The 16,736-nt window shown below is 69.2% G+C and carries 13 protein-coding genes and 1 pseudogene; 13 read left to right on the top strand and 1 reads right to left on the bottom strand.

The features are described from left to right. Positions 1 to 179 precede the first annotated feature (179 nt). From E0H45_RS06425 to E0H45_RS06365, 13 genes and pseudogenes are all read left to right on the top strand, one after another. Complete coding sequence (locus E0H45_RS06425; protein ID WP_165546365.1) at positions 180 to 1,259, top strand: phosphotransferase enzyme family protein; 1,080 nt, start codon at positions 180 to 182, stop codon at positions 1,257 to 1,259. Further along, positions 1,184 to 5,905: an excinuclease ABC subunit UvrA gene (locus tag E0H45_RS06420; RefSeq protein WP_165546364.1), complete on the top strand. Its 4,722-nt coding sequence runs from the start codon at positions 1,184 to 1,186 to the stop codon at positions 5,903 to 5,905. Before E0H45_RS06425 ends, E0H45_RS06420 begins: the two co-directional genes overlap by 76 nt. Continuing rightward, a complete protein-coding gene (locus E0H45_RS06415; protein WP_131335317.1) occupies positions 5,902 to 6,855 on the top strand; it encodes a prenyltransferase/squalene oxidase repeat-containing protein in 954 nt (317 codons plus the stop codon). The genes E0H45_RS06420 and E0H45_RS06415 overlap by 4 nt, the downstream gene beginning before the upstream one ends. Positions 6,856 to 6,890: 35 nt before the next feature. Then, positions 6,891 to 7,235 (top strand): YciI family protein, encoded by a 345-nt coding sequence (locus E0H45_RS06410; protein ID WP_131335316.1) that lies wholly within the window; start codon positions 6,891 to 6,893, stop codon positions 7,233 to 7,235. Then, positions 7,232 to 8,428: an RNA polymerase sigma factor gene (locus E0H45_RS06405; RefSeq protein ID WP_131335315.1), complete on the top strand. Its 1,197-nt coding sequence runs from the start codon at positions 7,232 to 7,234 to the stop codon at positions 8,426 to 8,428. Before E0H45_RS06410 ends, E0H45_RS06405 begins: the two co-directional genes overlap by 4 nt. A gap of 38 nt (positions 8,429 to 8,466) precedes the next feature. After that, positions 8,467 to 9,219: a methylenetetrahydrofolate reductase gene (locus tag E0H45_RS06400; protein WP_131335314.1), complete on the top strand. Its 753-nt coding sequence runs from the start codon at positions 8,467 to 8,469 to the stop codon at positions 9,217 to 9,219. 180 nt (positions 9,220 to 9,399) lie between these two features. Beyond that, a pseudogene (locus E0H45_RS43155) lies at positions 9,400 to 9,615 on the top strand (4Fe-4S binding protein); the annotation flags it as partial. 164 nt (positions 9,616 to 9,779) lie between these two features. Then, positions 9,780 to 10,292: an NADH-quinone oxidoreductase subunit J family protein gene (locus tag E0H45_RS06390; protein WP_131335312.1), complete on the top strand. Its 513-nt coding sequence runs from the start codon at positions 9,780 to 9,782 to the stop codon at positions 10,290 to 10,292. Between the two features lie 2 nt (positions 10,293 to 10,294). Continuing rightward, positions 10,295 to 10,612: an NADH-quinone oxidoreductase subunit NuoK gene (nuoK, locus tag E0H45_RS06385; RefSeq protein ID WP_131335311.1), complete on the top strand. Its 318-nt coding sequence runs from the start codon at positions 10,295 to 10,297 to the stop codon at positions 10,610 to 10,612. After that, the gene (locus tag E0H45_RS06380) at positions 10,609 to 12,372 is read left to right on the top strand and encodes an NADH-quinone oxidoreductase subunit 5 family protein (RefSeq protein WP_131335310.1); all 1,764 of its coding nucleotides are present in this window, start codon (positions 10,609 to 10,611) and stop codon (positions 12,370 to 12,372) included. The genes nuoK and E0H45_RS06380 overlap by 4 nt, the downstream gene beginning before the upstream one ends. Continuing rightward, positions 12,369 to 13,871 carry a complex I subunit 4 family protein gene (locus tag E0H45_RS06375; protein WP_131335309.1) on the top strand — a complete coding sequence of 501 codons (1,503 nt, stop codon included), beginning with the start codon at positions 12,369 to 12,371 and terminating at the stop codon, positions 13,869 to 13,871. Before E0H45_RS06380 ends, E0H45_RS06375 begins: the two co-directional genes overlap by 4 nt. Next, positions 13,868 to 15,325: an NADH-quinone oxidoreductase subunit N gene (locus E0H45_RS06370; protein ID WP_238154826.1), complete on the top strand. Its 1,458-nt coding sequence runs from the start codon at positions 13,868 to 13,870 to the stop codon at positions 15,323 to 15,325. Before E0H45_RS06375 ends, E0H45_RS06370 begins: the two co-directional genes overlap by 4 nt. A gap of 54 nt (positions 15,326 to 15,379) precedes the next feature. Next, a complete protein-coding gene (locus E0H45_RS06365; protein ID WP_131335308.1) occupies positions 15,380 to 15,829 on the top strand; it encodes a hypothetical protein in 450 nt (149 codons plus the stop codon). On the opposite strand, the gene E0H45_RS06360 is transcribed toward E0H45_RS06365, so the two are convergent. Beyond that, positions 15,816 to 16,667, bottom strand: a complete 852-nt coding sequence (locus E0H45_RS06360; protein ID WP_131335307.1) for an arylamine N-acetyltransferase family protein — start codon at positions 16,665 to 16,667, stop codon at positions 15,816 to 15,818. The genes E0H45_RS06365 and E0H45_RS06360 overlap by 14 nt on opposite strands. Positions 16,668 to 16,736: the final 69 nt, after the last annotated feature.

Here is a 16,736-nt window from a genome sequence, read left to right as displayed (position 1 = left end):
CAACGGTGTTGGTGGTCGGGGAGATTGGCGGGACGGCGTCGACCGGTCGCCGAGCTGTGGAACGTCCGCCCAGCCGGAGTTCCAGTGGCGAAGGGGATTTGCCCTCTCGGTCGTCGATGTCTGCAGGCCATCTCTCAACACCGCGTCGCTGGGGACGAGGGTGTCGGAGGAGGCTTGTCATGACCAGGGACAGCAACTTCAAGAAGGTCGTACGGCGTCACGCCGCGGCGACGGGGCAGCGCTACACCGAGGCGCTGACCGATCTCGAGGGGCTCGGTTCCCGCATGCACCACGAGCCCGTGGCCGAGCGGCTCCTCGCCCATCTTCGGGACCGCTACGGCATCGATCCGGTCGCGGCGACGAAGGTCAGTGTGCACAAGACCTACGTGTTCCGCATCGACCGGAACGACGGCGACCCGTGGATCGCGCGGGCGTTCCCTCCGGCCCGTCCGCGGGCCAGCGTCGAGGGCGATGCCGCGATCCTGCGATTCCTGGAGCGGCACGACTTCCCGGCGGAGCGTCTCGCGGTCGACGACGCGGTGTCCGACTTCGACGGGAGCACGGTCCTCGTGACCCGGTTCGTCGAAGGCGACCACCTTCCCGGTGGTGCCGAGAAGTTCGCGATCATGGGTGATCTGCTCGGACGGCTGCACGCACTACCGCTCGACGAGTCCGTCAGCCGCGCCGGTGGGGCGAGTGGTGAGGATCCCAGCCGCGAAGGCGCGCCGCGGCAAGACCTGCTGGCCGGCCTGGCCTTTCTCGACGCAGTCGACACGAAGGTTGCCGCGGCCGATCGCGAGCGATTCGAGCGCCTCCGGGACCAGGTGCGTTCGGCCGACGACGGTCACGGCCTTCCCGAGGGTCTGCTCCACGGCAACCTCCTGCACGCCCCCGATCATGCGCTGATCGGCGATCAGGGGCCGGTGGCAATCAACTGGAAGGCGTCCGGACGCGGACCGCGCCTCGCCGACTTCGCCTACCTCATCTGGGGAACCGGGGACTGGTCTCCGACGAGACTCACCAACGAGGAGTGCGTCGACGCGGCCGTCAACGCGTACCGCCGCCATGTCGAGCCGACCGACGAGGAGCTCGATCGACTCGAGGCAGTCATGTACGTCCGGACGCTGTACCTCGTCTGCTTCAGCTACCGGCGCGCGCTCACCAACGGCGTGACGTTCGACGAATGGAGCTTCATCGAGCCACCGGAGTACTACCGCTCCACCGCGGCCGCGACCCGAGCCGCGTTCCGCCGGTCATGAGGGTTCGCGGTGCCGCGGAGCACAACCTGCGGGACGTCGATGTCACGTTCGGACCCGGCCTGACCGCAATCGTCGGTGTGTCCGGCTCGGGGAAATCGTCGCTCGCGTTCGACGTGGTCTACACCGAGGCGCGGCGCCGGTTCGTCGAGTCGCTGGGACTGGGACGTCCGGGGACCCGCGTGCCGGCCGCGCAGGTGCGGAGCATCGACGGCCTGGGTCCGGCGGTGGCGATCGCTCAGAACGTACTGAACGTCAACCCCGCCTCGACAGTCGCGACGTCTGTCGGCCTGCACCCGTTCCTCCGCATTCTGTACGCGCGATTCGCAGATGTCGCCTGCCCGCGGTGCCAGGTGCCGGTACGCGCGGTGTCGCGCGAAGAACGACTCGCGATTGCTCTGGACCTGCTCGCCGCCGAGGGTCACCTTCCGGTGGAAGTGGCGGTCGTCCGCCAACTCAACGGAAGTCACGCGCGACTCCTCGCCGGCCTGCGTGGCCAGTTCGCCACGGTCACGATCGATGGGCGTCCGTGGGCCGCGAAGAGCAGCGTGCCTCGGCTCGACCCGATGATCCCGCACGATGTCGTCGTACGCGTCGCCACTGTGCGGGCGGGCGCGTCCGCGGCGGAGGTTCGAGGCATCCTCGAGCGTGCCGACGCGTTGGGCTCCCACGAGGTTCGTCTCGGTGGTACGCCGGTGTTGCGGGCGCCGATCTGTCCGCGCTGCTCGGACTGGGTCCGGCCGTTGGAGCCGTCGGCGTTCCGCGACGCTGCGATCGACACGTCGTCGCATCGCATCGCCGGGGTCGCCCTCACCGAGTTACTCGCCCGCTCGGTACGCGAGGTCCTCGAGTTCGTCGACCAGTTGGCGATCGGCCCCCGCGCCGTACGCGTTCAGGACGAGTTGCTGCGGCGACTGCGGCCGCTGGTCACGCTCGGGCTCGGTCATCTCACCCTCGACCGACCGATGCCGACGCTGTCGCGGGGTGAGGCGCAACGGACCCGGCTCGCGGTCGTACTCGGCGGCCGGCTCGAGGATCTGCTGCACGTCCTCGACGAGCCGACCATCGGGCTGCATCACACCGATCTCAAACCGTTGCTCGAGGCAATGGCATCGTTGCCGGGCCCGGTGCTGATGGTGGAGCACGACCGTACGGCGATCGCGCTGGCGGACGATGTCGTCGAGATCGGCCCGGCCGGCGGTCGCGGCGGTGGCGAACTCGTCTTCCAAGGGACACCCGCCGACCTGTGGCGCGCCGGCACCGCCTCCGGTCGCGGCTTCTCGGCGCCGACCCGGGTCCGGCGCGCGGGCCGTGAGATCGGTGATCGGCGGATCGGCATCACCGGCGCCGGCCTGCGCAACCTGCGCGACGTCGACTGCGAGATCCCGCTCGGGGCGCTGAGCGTCATCACCGGCCCGTCGGGAGCAGGCAAGACCACGCTGGCTCGCGACGTGTTGCTGGCGTCGATCCGAGCCGGCGCGCCGGTTGGTTGCTCGACCGTCGACGCGCCTGCGCTGCGCGCGATCGCCGTCGATCAGAAACCGCTGGGCAACAACCCGCGGTCGAACCCGGCGACGTACACGAAGGCGTTCGATCGGATCCGCGACGTGTTCGCGCAGGAGACCGGGCGGTCCGCGTCCGAGTTCACGTTCAACCGTGGCGAAGGCGCGTGCCCGGAGTGCGAGGGGATGGGTGCGGTCGCCATCAGCCTCAGGGAGTGGGCGCCGATCTGGGTGCCGTGCGAGATCTGCGAAGGCCGCCGGTACCGGCCCGAAGTCCTCGAGGCGACCTGGGAAGGCAGGTCGATCGCTGACGTGTTGGAGTTGAGCGTTGACGAGGCCGACGCGTTGTTCGCCGAGCACCCAGCGGTGACGCGCATCCTTCGGACCCTGCAGGAGGTCGGGCTCGGCTACGTCACGCTTGGGCAACCGTCGCCCAGTCTCTCCGGTGGTGAAGCGCAACGCGTTCGTCTCGCCCGCGAGGTGACGAAGGCGAAGGCCGGCAATCTCGTGCTGCTCGACGAGCCCACCACCGGGCTTCACCCTGGCGACCTGGACCGACTCCTCACTGTGCTCGACAAACTGACGGCCGACGGTTGCACTGTGGTCGTCGTCGAACACCAGGCGGACGTGATCGCTGCCGCCGACTGGCGCATCGAGCTCGGCCCGGGTGGTGGCCCCGATGGCGGACGCCTGCAGCACTGCGGCCCCGCCGTTGCCGAGCAGCGGCCGAGGGTGACGCCCCGCGCCAAGCCGCGCGCCGACCGGCGTTCGAGCGAGGTCATCCGGGTGCGGGGCGCCCGGGCCCACAACTTGCAAGGGATCGACGTCCAGTTCGCGAAAGACCGGTTCACGGTCGTGACCGGCGTCTCGGGCTCGGGCAAGTCGTCATTGGTCGGCGACGTACTCGCGGCGGAGGCCGACCGGCGGCTGCTCGAGTGTCTGTCGGTCTACGAGAGACAATCGGTGCGGGAAGGGCCGGAAGCTCCGGTCGACTCGCTCACCGGGTTGGGCCCGACGATCAGCATCGATGCTTCGGGCACGACCTTCCCACCGGGTGGGCCCGGGCGCTGGGATGCCGCCCAGACGACCGTCGGGCGGTCGAGCGACCTCGACCGTCTCATCTCCCTCGTCCTGGCGCGCGCCGGTGTGCGTTCATGCCTTGAGTGCGGTGGCGACAACGTTCACCGGTCCGCACCGACGTCGGAAGCAGTGTGGGTCTGCGGTGACTGCGCGACGAGCGCGGTGCCGATCGAGCCGCGTCATCTGATGGGGTCGCCCGCGTCTGTCTGTCCGCAGTGCCTGGGAGTCGGCGTTGAGCGGGAGTTCGACTTCGCCGCGATCGTCCGACCCGACGCACCACTCGCCCGCTGCTTCGGCGGGGGCCTGGCGTGGTTCCGTCCTGAGGTGGTCGGCAGCAATGACGTGATGCGGACCTTCGCGGAGCGGTACGAGTTCGACCCGAACACCACGCCGTGGTCGGAGCTGAGCGACGAAGTCCGGCACGCGGTCATGTACGGCGATTCGACCTGGGTCGGGCTGAACCACTGGGCCCGGCTCGACCTGGGCGGCCTGGAGACCACGGCGTTCCCGTGCCGGGAGTGCGGCGGCAAGCGGCTGCGTGCCCCGTACATGGCGATTCGCATCGAGGGTCGCGACCGCAACGACCTGTTCTCGGCCACGTTTGCCGAGCTCGACGACGTACTGGCGTCGATGGACGAGCCGGACGATCCGCACGCGGCGCACGCCCGTACCGTTGCGTCGTACCGGCTCGGATTCCTGCGCCGTGTCGGGCTCGGCTACCTCACGATGAACCGGACGACCTGGACGCTGTCCGCGGGTGAGGCACAACGGATCAAGCTGGCGTCGGTACTCGGCGGCGGCCTCATCGGTATGACGGTCCTCCTCGACGAGCCGTCCCGAGGTCTGCATCCGTCCGAGGTGGACGCGCTCGCCGGCACCCTGAGCGAGCTGCGCGACGCCGGCAACACCGTCATCGCCGTCGAACATGACGCCACCCTCATTCGTGCCGCCGACGACCTGATCGAGATCGGCCCCGGTCCCGGGCGAGCGGGCGGCCGGCTCGTCGATCTCGACAGCGCCGAGTCGGTCACCCGAGCCGTGCGCGACGGGCGCATCGCGATCCCGCATCGCGACCGCCGCGTGCCAACCGAGTGGATGCACGTCACGGGAGCGCGGGAGAACAACCTGTGCGGCCTCGACGTACGCGTCCCGCTCGGCGTGCGAGTCGGCGTGTGCGGTGTGTCCGGGTCGGGGAAGTCCTCGCTCGTCGTCGACACGATCGCGCTCGGGCTGGCGCGACCGGCGACCAACATCTCCGGCGGCGGCATCATCCGCGTCGAACCTGGGGTGCACCAGGTCATTTCGGGCGCTCCTGCTCGTACAGTCGTCGCCGACCAGGGCCGCGCGGAGATCGCGTCACCGGGTACCTTCCTCGGGCTCATCAACGCTGTCCGCAAGTCGTTCGCCGCGAGTGAAGTGGCCCGCGAGCAGGGCATCACGATGAAGGACCTGACCTACGGCTGCGACGCCTGCGGCGGGAGAGGAACGTGGCAACAGGGCATGTCGTTCCTGCCGTCGGTGACCCAGGCCTGCGAGGCCTGCGGCGGTTCCGGCTACCGCCGCGAGGTCGCCGCCCTCCGCGAGCGAGACCGGACGCTCCTCGACATCGAAGCCCTGACGATCGGTGAGCTCGTCGACGAGTGGGGTGACATCGACGCCGTACGGCGCGTCGGCGACGCAGCCCTCGCGCTCGGCCTCGGCTACCTCGTCGTCCGCCAACCTGGTTGGAGCCTCTCTGGTGGTGAGGCGCAGCGACTCAAACTCGCCAAGGAGCTCGCCCGTCCGACCAAGGAAGGCACCCTTTACGTACTCGACGAGCCCACCGTCGGCCTGCAGGCCACCGACGTCAGCGTGCTTCTGCGGGCGCTCGACGCGATCGTCGACGCAGGCAACACCGTCTTGGTGGTCGAGCACGACCCGATGGTCCTCGCCACCTGCGACTGGATCATCGAACTCGGCCCGGGTGGCGGACCGCACGGCGGAAAGATCGTCTTCGAGGGCCCACCCGAAGAGCTGGGCAAGGCCGACACGGCCACGGCGCCGTTCGTACTGGCGGCATCGTCATGAACACGCTCCTGCTCGGAGACCCGTCGGCGTCGCTGCGGTGGCGCGCGGCCGTCGAGCTCGAGGGCGCCGCCAACGACGATGACGACGTCATGGCCTGGCAGGGTGAGATCGCAGCGAGCCCCGCCGTCCAGTCGCTCCTCGGGCGGCTCGCGGGGGCTGAGCGGCCTCAGGACGCCGGCTACCTGCTCTGCCAGCTCGCGTACCTCGGCTACCGCGGCCCCGAGCTTGCCACTGCCGTCGAGGCGATCTTCTCCCATCAGCAGCCGGACGGCTCGTGGCCGCTGCGGCTCGACGACAGGCCCGCAGGCAAGCCATCGGACGGACCGCGGTTCATCACGATGCAGACCGTCGTACCGTTGCGGGGCATCGCCACGGCCGGGTTCGCCACCGATCCTCGCGCTGAACGCGGGTACGAATGGCTGCTGCGCGAACGACTCCACGACGGCTCCTGGCCCTCCGGACCCAAAGCCGACCTCGGTGGTCCGGGTCGGCCTCCGCCGCCGGAGAAGCAGTACCGGCGACTCACCCGCGGTGACGGTTGCCGTTCGGCGACCACCGGCGCGGTGGCCTGCCTCGCACTGCACCCCCAGCGCAACCGATCGGACGCAGCCCGCATCGGTGTCGGCCATCTCCTCGACCGCGAGATCCGCGACGAGTCGACCCTCGGTTGGGAAGTCTCCCGCCTCGTAGGCCTCGAACGCGCGATGGGGCAGATCACGTTCTACGTGGCCGTCGATCCCGCCTTCCTACTGGACCTCGCCTCCCGCTGCGGCGCCGCCACCGACGACCGCCGAGTACATGCCCTGGTCACCTGGCTCGAATCCCGCCGAGGCCCCTACGGCCTCTGGCAACACCCCACCCACCCCCAACTGTCTCGCTGGCTGACTTTCGACCTGGAATCCTCCCTCCGTCGAATGCGCGGGGTGTCGCTGCCTGTCGATCCGGGCTGAGGCTGTTCGTGTAGAGGGCGAGAAGGAGGCAAACGATGAACCAGTACATCCTCAGCATCTACCAACCCGACGGTCCGGTCCCCGAGCCGGAGATCCTGGACCCCATCATGCGTGACCTGGAGGCCCTGAACGCCGAGATGCAGGCTGCGGGCGTCTGGGTGTTCGCTGCCGGCATGCACCCGCCGGAGACCGCCACCGTGCTGAAGGCACAGGGCGACGACGTGCTGGTGACGGACGGGCCGTTCACCGAAGGCAAGGAGCACCTCGGCGGGTTCACGGTGATCGAGGTGGAAGATCTTGATGCGGCGCTGGGGTGGGCGCGGCGGTTGGCCGCGGTCCTCAAGCCTTTGTCGATCGAGGTCAGGCCCTCGCAGTCGTGACACCTGACCTCACTGCGATCTTCCGGGCCGAGCACGGGCGGGCGGTCGCTGTGCTGACGCGTGTGTTCGGCGACCTGGAGATCGCCGAGGACGCCGTCCAGGACGCGTTCGCCGCGGCGGTGGAGAAGTGGCCGGACAGCGGCGTACCGCCGAGCCCGGCCGGATGGATCATCACGACCGCTCGGAACCGGGCGATCGACCGCCTGCGGCGGGAGTCGGCACGGCCGGACAAGCAGGCCGAGGCGGCGCTGTTGCATGCGCAGGACGAGCCAGTGGAGGAGGGCGTCGTGCAGGACGACCGTCTCCGGCTGATCTTCACGTGTTGCCATCCGGCGCTGGCGCTGAACGTCCGGGTCGCGCTCACCCTGCGGATGCTCGGCGGGCTGACCACGGCGGAGATCGCGCGCGCGTTTCTCGTCCCGGAGCCGACGATGGCGCAACGCCTGGTCCGCGCCAAGGCCAAGATCCGCACCGCGGGCATCCCGTACCGCGTCCCGTACGAGGCGGATCTGCCCGAGCGCGTCCGCGGCGTACTCGCCGTCGTCTACCTGATCTTCAACGAGGGGTACGCCGCCTCGTCCGGCGAAACCCTGGTCCGCGACGAGCTCGCCGCCGAGGCTCTCCGGCTAGGCCGGCTGTTGGTCGAGTTGATGCCCGACGAACCTGAAGCCGTCGGCCTGCTCGCCTTGATGTTGCTCCAGCACTCCCGCCGCCCGGCCCGCGTCGCGCCCGACGGCACGCTGATCCGTCTCGGCGACCAGAACCGCGACTTGTGGGACCGCGCGTTGCTGCAGGAAGGCCAGGCGCTCGTCCGCCGATGCCTGCGCCGCAACCAGCCTGGCCCGTATCAACTCCAGGCCGCCATCAACGCTGTCCACGCCGACGCCGCGACTCCCGACGCCACCGACTGGCGCCAGATCCTCCAGCTCTACGACCACCTCCTCACGCTGGATCCCACGCCGGTCGTAGCCCTCAACCGAGCCGTCGCCGTCGCCGAGGTCGAGGGACCCGCCGCCGCCCTCGCCCTCGTCGACGCCCTGCCGCTCGACTCCTACTACCTCGTCCACGCCATCCGAGCCGACCTGCTGACCCGGCTGGACCGCACCTCCGAAGCCCAGGCCGCCTACCAGTCCGCCCTGGCCCGAACCCCGAACCAGGCCGAGCAGGACTTCCTCCGAACACGGATGAGATAGCCCGGCCCAGCCCGCCGACCTTCTGTAGGGTCCGGAGGGTGTTCGAGCTGATCTGTGAGGTGGAGCCGCCGACGCGGCCGGATCTGAAGAAGGTGCGGCATCAGATCGGGGTGATGAGTCCGATCGCGGACGGGTTCCTGATCCCGGACAACCACATCGGACGGGCGACCGTTTCGAGTGTTGCGGTGGCCAACGAAGTGCAGTTGATGGGCGCGCGGGGGATCGCGTGCCTCAACTCGCGGGACCGGAATCTGCTCGGTTTCCGCCGGGACCTGCTGACCGCGGCGGCGTACGGAGTAGAACGTTTTCTGTTCGTGCACGGCGACGACCCGGCGGAGGGCGCCCGCACGAGTCAGTTGACGGTACGGCGGATGATCGAGCAGACCCGCGAGACGACGTACCCGGGCTGTGACCCGTTCAAGGTCGGGGCCGCCACCCGGCTCCGGCCGGTGCCGAAATGGAAGGCCGAGGCCGACTTCCTGTACGTCCAGGTCAGCTACGACCTCGACGAGCTGCTCCGCTGGCGCGAGTCGGTCGAGCTCGACATCCCGGTGTACGCCGGGGTGATGGTGCTCGCCTCCGCGCAGATGGCCCACAACCTTGCCAAGCTGCCCCAGCTCCAGATCCCGGCCGATCTGATCGAGGCGGTGGAGCGGGACCGGGACGCCGGGGTGGACCACGCCTGTGAGCAGATCCTGAAGATCCGTGACTCCGGGGCCTTCGAGGGCGTTCACCTGATACCGGTCAGCCGGTACCGCCAGGTCGCGGCCCGCCTCGAACGCGACTTGTGAGGCGGCAGATCGGCTAATGTCCTGCTAAGAGACGGGAGGTGGAGCGTGGGACTGCCTGGCAAGGGCCTGGTCGAGGGGTTGAAGGTCACCGCGAAGACCCTGGCCCGTCGTTCCGTCACCGAGCAGTACCCGGACGTCCAGCCGGAGTTGCCGCCGCGCAGCCGCGGCGTCATCGCGCTGATGGAGGAGAACTGCACCTCCTGCATGCTGTGCGCCCGCGAGTGCCCGAGCTGGTGCATCTACATCGACTCGCACACCGAGACCGCGCCGTCGGTCGGTGAGCAGGCCCGGGAACGCAGCCGGAACGTGCTGGACCGGTTCGCGATCGACTTCAGCCTCTGCATGTACTGCGGGATCTGCATCGAGGCCTGCCCGTTCGACGCGCTGTTCTGGTCGCCGGAGTTCGAGTACGCCGAAACCGACATCCGGAACCTGACCCACGAGAAGGACCGGCTCCGCGACTGGATGTGGACGGTCCCGGCGCCGCAGCCCATCGACCCCGGTCCAGCATCCGAGGCATCCGAGGCATCCGAGGCATCCGAGGCCTCCGAGGACGAAGCGTGACCACTGCTCTGTTCTCCGTCGCCGGTGCGGTGGCGGTGGTGGCCGCCGTTGTCGTGGTGGTGTCCCGCCGGATTGTGCACGCCGCGCTCTGGCTGGTGCTCGCGCTCGGCGCGGTCGCCGGCTGCTTCGGCGCGCTGCACGCCGAGTTCGTCGCGCTGGTCCAGATCCTGGTGTACGTCGGCGCGATCGTCGTCCTCGTGCTGTTCGCGCTGATGCTCACCAAGGCGCCGACCAACCCGCTGCCCGAGATCACTTCCGGCCGCGCCCCGTTCGCGGCCGCCGTCGCCGCGGTGCTCGCGCTGATCCTCGGCGCCGGGGTGGTTCTTGCCTTCGGCAACGAGAAGATCAAGCCGGTGACCGACGGATCGGCCACGGCGGTGGGTACTCAGGTCTTCAAGAACTGGGTGCTCCCGTTCGAGGTTCTCTCGGTCCTGCTGCTGGCGGCCCTGATCGGCGCGATCGCCCTGTCTCAGCGGACCGAATCGGCCCAGCGGAAGAAGGAGGACTGACGATGCCGTTGGTCCTGCCGCTGCTGCTGGCGGTCGTCCTGTTCTGCATCGGCGTGTACGGCGTTCTCGCGCGCCGGAACGTGATCACGATGCTGATGTCGTTCGAGCTGATGCTGAATGCCGTGAACCTGAACCTGGTCGCCTTCGACGCGTGGCGGGTCGACGAGGCCACCGGCCAGACGCTCGCGATCTTCGTGATCACGCTGGCCGCTGCCGAGATCGGACTCGGCCTGGCGATCGTCCTGCTGCTGTTCCGCGGTCACGGCCACGTCGACGCCGATGCGGCCCGCGACCTTCTCGAGCACGAGGAGGCGTCGTGATCGCCACCGTCTGGCGGGTGGCCGGTGTCGGCTTCTCGCTGCTGATCCTCCTGTTCGCCGCGCTCCTGCACGGTGCCACCCCGGATCAGTACGCGTTCCTGAACTCGCAGGTCGGCGACCTCACCATCGGCTTCGCGGTCCGCAACGACGACCTGACTGTCCTGCTGCTCGTCGTCGTGGGTGTGATCGCGACGTGCGTCCAGGTCTACTCACTCGGGTACCTGCACCAGCGCGCGGCGTCGTACCACGCTCTCGTCACGTTGTTCACCGCGGCGATGGTGACCGTGGTGATCTCGGACAGCCTGTTCTTCCTGCTGATCGGCTGGGAAGTGATGGGCGCCTGCTCGTACCTCCTGATCGGCCACTACTGGGAACGCCGCGACGCGCGCTCGGGTGCGGTCAAGGCGTTCCTGATGACGCGGTTCGCCGACGTCGGGTTCTTGTTCGGAATCTTCGTGCTCGGTCTCGGTGCGCACACTTTCCGGATTTCCGAACTCGATCCGGCGCGGATTTCCCCCGGCGTGCTCACGACCGGGACGCTGCTGCTCCTCGTCGGGGTCGTCGGGAAGTCGGCGCAGGTTCCGCTGCAGACCTGGCTCCCGGACGCGATGCCCGGTCCGAGCCCGGTCAGCGCCCTGATCCACGCGGCCACGATGGTTGCCGCCGGCGTCTTCCTGATCGCGCGGATGTACAACGTTTTCTCCGCCGCGGAGACGACGCTGACGGTGCTGGCGATCATTGCCTGCGTGACGATGCTGTTCGCCGCTCTCTGCGCGTCCGCGGCGGTCGAGGTGAAACGGGTCCTCGCCTGGTCGACGGTGAGCCAGCTCGCGATCATGTTCTCCGCGTTGTCCCTCGGTACGGCGGACGGCCGGCACGCGGCGCTCTTCCACCTCGTCACGCATGCCGCGTTCAAGGGCCTGCTGTTCCTCTGCGCCGGCGTGCTCCTGCACCAGGTCGGCAGCGCGGCCCTCGTCGTACTGCGTCGGTACACGCGCCGCGGAAAGTTGCGGAAAGCACTGCAGGTCACGTTCCTGACGATGACGGTCGGTCTCGCGGCGTTGGCCGGCGTGCCCGGGTTCGCCGGGTTCTTCTCCAAGGACACGGTGATCGAAGCCGCCTGGGAGAAGGCTCACGACGGGTCGGGCGTCGGCTGGGTGGTGCTGGTCTCGGTCTGCCTGACGGCTGCGTTGACGGCGTTCTACTGCCTGCGGTTGTGGCTGTGGACCTTCTTCCGTACGCCGGCGCTCGCCGGCGGCATCGGCGCGTTCGAGGACGGCGACGCGGCGGCCGACCTCGACGATCCCGACAGCTCCAAGCTCCGCGACGCGCCCTGGGTGATGCTGGCGCCGCTCGTTCTCCTCGCGGTCGCCGCGATCGCGCTCGGGTACGCCGACGGCGTGCATCTCAACTGGGCGATCGGGCTGATCTCGACCGCGCTCGTGCTGCTCGGCGCGCTCCCGGCGTACTCGCTGTGGCGGCGTGGGGCAGATCCGCGGCCGATCCTGCTGGAGCGTGAGTTCGGCGTCGATCCGGCGTACCACGGTCTGGTCGTCGTGCCCGTGAAGTGGCTGGCGAAGCTGACGGTGGCGGGCGATCGCGATGTCATCGGGGCTTATGTACGCGCGGTCGGCCGGACTGGGATGCTCGCGTCGCAAGGGCTCCGGCGGCTGCAGACCGGGAACGTTCAGACCTATCTCACCGCGGCCGTCATCGGCGTGGTCGCGCTGGCCGTGCTGGCGGGGGTGATCGGCTCGTGAACGCAATCCTGCTGGCGATCCTCGTGTTGCCGCTCCTGGCCGCGGGCGCGCTGTGGTCGATCCCCGCGGCGATCGGGGACCGGTTGGCGGCGGCGTACGGATCGGTGATTTCCGGGCTCGTGCTGGTCGGGTCGGTGCTGCTCTGGCCGCAGAACGGCGGCTGGTTCGCGTACGGGCCGCAGGACGCACCCGCGACCGAGATCGACGTCGCGTGGATCCCTTCGCTCGGCGTCCGGTTCCACCTCGGCGTCGACTCGATCTCGGTGCCGCTGATCGTGCTCACCGCGCTACTGACCTTCCTGTGCTGCCTGTACTCGCTGAAGATCACACCGCGGATCGGCCGGACCCGTTCCCTGATCGCGCTGCTGCTGGTCATCGAGGCCGGCGTGATCGGGACGTTCTCGGCGCTGGACCTGGTGCTGTTCTTCGTCTGCTTCGAGATCGTGCTGATCCCGATGTGGCTGGTCATCGACATCTGGGGCGACCACCACGACCCGGCCGGGCGGAAACGCGCCGCGAACACTTTCGTACTGATGACCGTGTTCGGGTCCGCGCTGATGCTGCTCGGATTTCTGCTGGTGCAGCGGGTGGCGGGCACGCTCGACATCGTCGAGCTGACCAGTTCGCCGGTCGCCGGCGGACACGGGATCCCGTTGGCCGCGGCGCTGCTGATCGCGATCGGGCTGGCGGTGAAGGTGCCGCTCTGGCCGCTGCACATCTGGTTGCCGGACGCGCACGCGAAGGCGCCGACGGTCGGTTCGGTGCTGCTGGCCGGCGTACTGCTGAAGCTGGGGACGTACGGCATGATCCGGATCCTGGTGCCGGTGCTGCCGGACGCGACGGCGACGATCGCGCCGTACCTCGGGGCGTTCTCGACGGTCGCGATCGTCGCGGGCTCGCTGGCCTGCCTCGCGCAGACCGACGTGAAGCGGCTGATCGCGTATTCGAGCGTCGGGCACATGGGGTTCATCGGGCTCGGGATCTCGACGCTCTCGCCGGCCGGTCTGCGCGGCGCGCTGTTCGCGAACATCGCGCACGGGCTGATCACCGGGCTGCTGTTCTTCCTGGCCGGTGCGATCAAGGACCGTCACGACACCAGCGACCTGCGGACGATCGGGCGGGCGCTGTACGCCCGGCTGCCGCGGATCGCCGCGCTGCTGACGTTCGCGTGTCTCGCGTCGCTCGGGCTGCCGGGGCTGGCCGGGTTCTGGGGCGAGATGCTGGTCCTGCTCGGCGCGTACCACCCGGCGCCGTGGTTGCCGCGGACAACGTTCCTGGTGTTCATGGTGATCGCCGGACTCGGAACGGTGCTGACCGCCGCGTATTTCCTGCGGCTGGTCCGCAACCTGTGCCAGGGCGATCCGGCCGAGAACCCGCCGGCCGCGTTCGCGGTCGATCTCAGCCGCATCGAGCTGGTCACCTGGGCCCCGCTGATCACGTTGACCGTGCTGCTCGGCGTCTGGCCCGGTCTCCTCCTGCAGCAATGGGGTGCTCTATGACCCTGACCCTGACCTGGACCGATTGGCAGGCGATCGCAGTACCGCTGGTGCTGGCGATCGGCGCGGTCGCCGTACTGCTGGTCGACAGCTTCTGGAAGAGTGCCTCGGCCGAGCTTCGGCACACCGTCGTCACTCTGCTGACCAGTGTGGTGATCCTGTTCGGGCTCGTGTTCGTGTGGGCGCATCGGGACGACTTCAAGCCCGCGTTCTGCCGGCCCGCGGTCGAGGGACCGGCGCAGTGCAGCCTGGTCTTCGAACCGTTGACGGCCGGGTTGTGGGCGGTGCTTCTGATCGGCGGGCTCGGCGTCGTCGGACTCTCGGCGTACCGCTTGCTGGCGGCGGACGTGCCGATCGGGGAGTACCACTTCCTGCTGCTGAGCGCGTTGACCGGTGCGACCGTGCTGGCCGGTGCGCGGGATCTGGCGACGCTGGTGATCGCCCTCGAGGTGGTGTCGCTGCCGAGCTTCGCGATGGTCGCGCTGCGGCGGGACCGGCGTGGGTCCGAGGGCGCGATGAAGGCGTTCCTCGTGTCGGTGCTGTCGACGGCCGTGATGCTGTTCGGGGTTTCCTACCTGTACGGCGTGACCGGGTCGCTGTACCTGTCCACGATCGCGAACCGGCTGACCGGACTGGATCCGGATCTCGCGCGGGTGGCGTTCGCGGCCGGGCTGTTCGTGATCGTCGGCTTCGCGTTCAAGATCGCGGCGGTGCCGTTCCACGCGTGGTTGCCGGACACGTACGTCGGTGCGCCGATCGAGGTGACCACGTTCCTCGCGGTGGTGTCGAAGTCCGCTGGTGTGGCCGGGTTGCTCGTGCTGGTGACGTCCGGGATCGCGCCGACCGGTTCACAGTTGCGTACGGCGGTCGCGATCCTTGCGGCTGTGACGATGACGGTCGGGAACTTGGCCGCGCTGCGTCAGGTCGAGGCGGTCCGGCTGCTCGCCTGGTCGTCGATCGGGCAGGTCGGGTTCCTGCTCGCACCGTTGGCCGCGGGGGACGCGCAGGCCGTCGTCGGATACCTGGCGGCGTACGTCGTGGTCACGCTCGGCGCTTTCGGAGCGGTCGCCGTCGTCCAGCGGCATCGCCCGGGCGGACTCCTGACCGACTACCGCGGCATGGTCCGCTCCGAACCCGGTCTGGCCGCGGCCCTCATCTTCTTCCTGGTGGTCCTGGCCGGCCTGCCGCCGGGTCTCGCGGGCCTGTTCACCAAGTTCGCCGCCTTCCAGGCCGTCATCGACGCGCACCTCGGCTGGCTCGCGATTGTCATGGCCGTGAACGTCATGATCGGCCTCGCCGTCTACCTCCGCTGGGTCGCGGAACTCTTCCGCCTGCCCGCCGACGATCCGTTCTCGGTGGACATCGAGACCCCGGCCGTCACGATGATCTCCCTCTGCACCGCGGTGGCCGCCGTACTCTCGGTCCTCCCGAGCATCATGTTCGCGCTCGCGACCTGACAGGTTCCGGTCACAGCCGAAGCGGTCGTCGCTTCGCTCGGTAGCGTCTGACGGGTGATCACACGAGGAATCGCCGGGCTGGTGCTGTTGTTCGCCTTGGTCGCCTGCGGCGGGTCCGGCAAGAGCGGGACACCGACGCCTGGTGCGCCCGCCGGTACGCCGAGCAGCGCCGCGGTGCCCGCGGCCAAGGACGGGCAGAACTACCAGGCCTGTGTCGACGGCCTCTGTGAGGTGATGATCCGCAAGAAGGCCGTCATCAACCTCAAGGGGGCCAAGTTCACGGCGACGGTGGCGGACGGCACGCTCAAGCTCACCGACTCGAAGGGGTACATCTCCTTGAGCAGGAACGGTAGCGACGTCAGCCGCAGCGGTGGCGGCAGTGCCGGGGGTGTGGCCGGCGGCCTCGCCGCGGTCAGCTGGAGCGAGCAGGGCGGCCCACTGCACATCGCCACCTTGACGTACGCCGAAGGCGACGCCGTCATCGTGAGCCTCACGACGAAGTAGCCCGCGCCTGGAAGTCCTCGTACTGCGACCAGACGCGGCGCCACAGGGTGTCGCGGTCGGCGGCGGAGTAGTGCGGGAGCGGCAGCCGGAAAACGTCCGCGAGCGCGGTGAAGTAGTCCGTGGGGTTCTCGATCAGCGTGCTGTCGACGCGGTCGGAAAACGTTTCGCTCAGGCCGACGGAACGCAGTACGACAACGCTTTCCGGCGTCCGGCGGAACGCGGACGCCAACCGTACGAACGGGGACGCGGGGTCGGCGGAAAGCGCCGCATGCTGGGCTGCGAACGCATCGAGGGTGACCGGGGCCGACTCGAAGTCCATGCCGATCAGGCTCGCGCGCGGATCGTGGTCGAGCCGCCAGCCGTCGGTCTTCTCGGACGGGCGGAGCCGCAACGTGAACGGGTACTGCTCCATCTCGCCGGTCTCCAGCGGCATCGGGTAGCGCAGACCGTCGCCGAGGCCGGCGTCGACGAGCCAGAGGCGCTCGGGGTCCTCGGCCAGCCCGCTGACAGTCAGCACCAGGTGGCTGCCGTCGATGTCGCCGGGGCGATTGACGGTCTGTACGCCGCCACGGTGCATCTCGACGCGGTACCCGAGCTCGGTCAGCAGCAGCGCCAAAGTCCCGTTCAGCTGAAAGCAGTACCCGCCGGTCTCCCGCGCGATGATCCGCTTCGCCACGTCCTCCGGTTCCAGCGGACCACCCGGTGTGAGCTGGTACTGCACGGTCTCGTACGGCACTTGGTCCACGAACGCCGCGTGCAGCTGCGTCAACGCCTCCAGCCGCGGCGGACCGTCGTACCTGTCGATCCCGATTCGCTGCAGCAGCCCCTTCGTGTCCATGCGCCTTAGGCTAGGCGAGGTGACGTAGCCGACGACCGTCCGGCACCGCGCCTGTACCGACGGTTGGGA

The sequence above is a fragment of the Kribbella soli genome (assembly GCF_004331345.1).
GTDB lineage: Bacteria > Actinomycetota > Actinomycetes > Propionibacteriales > Kribbellaceae > Kribbella > Kribbella soli.
This window is presented reverse-complemented; position numbering and strand designations above follow the sequence as displayed.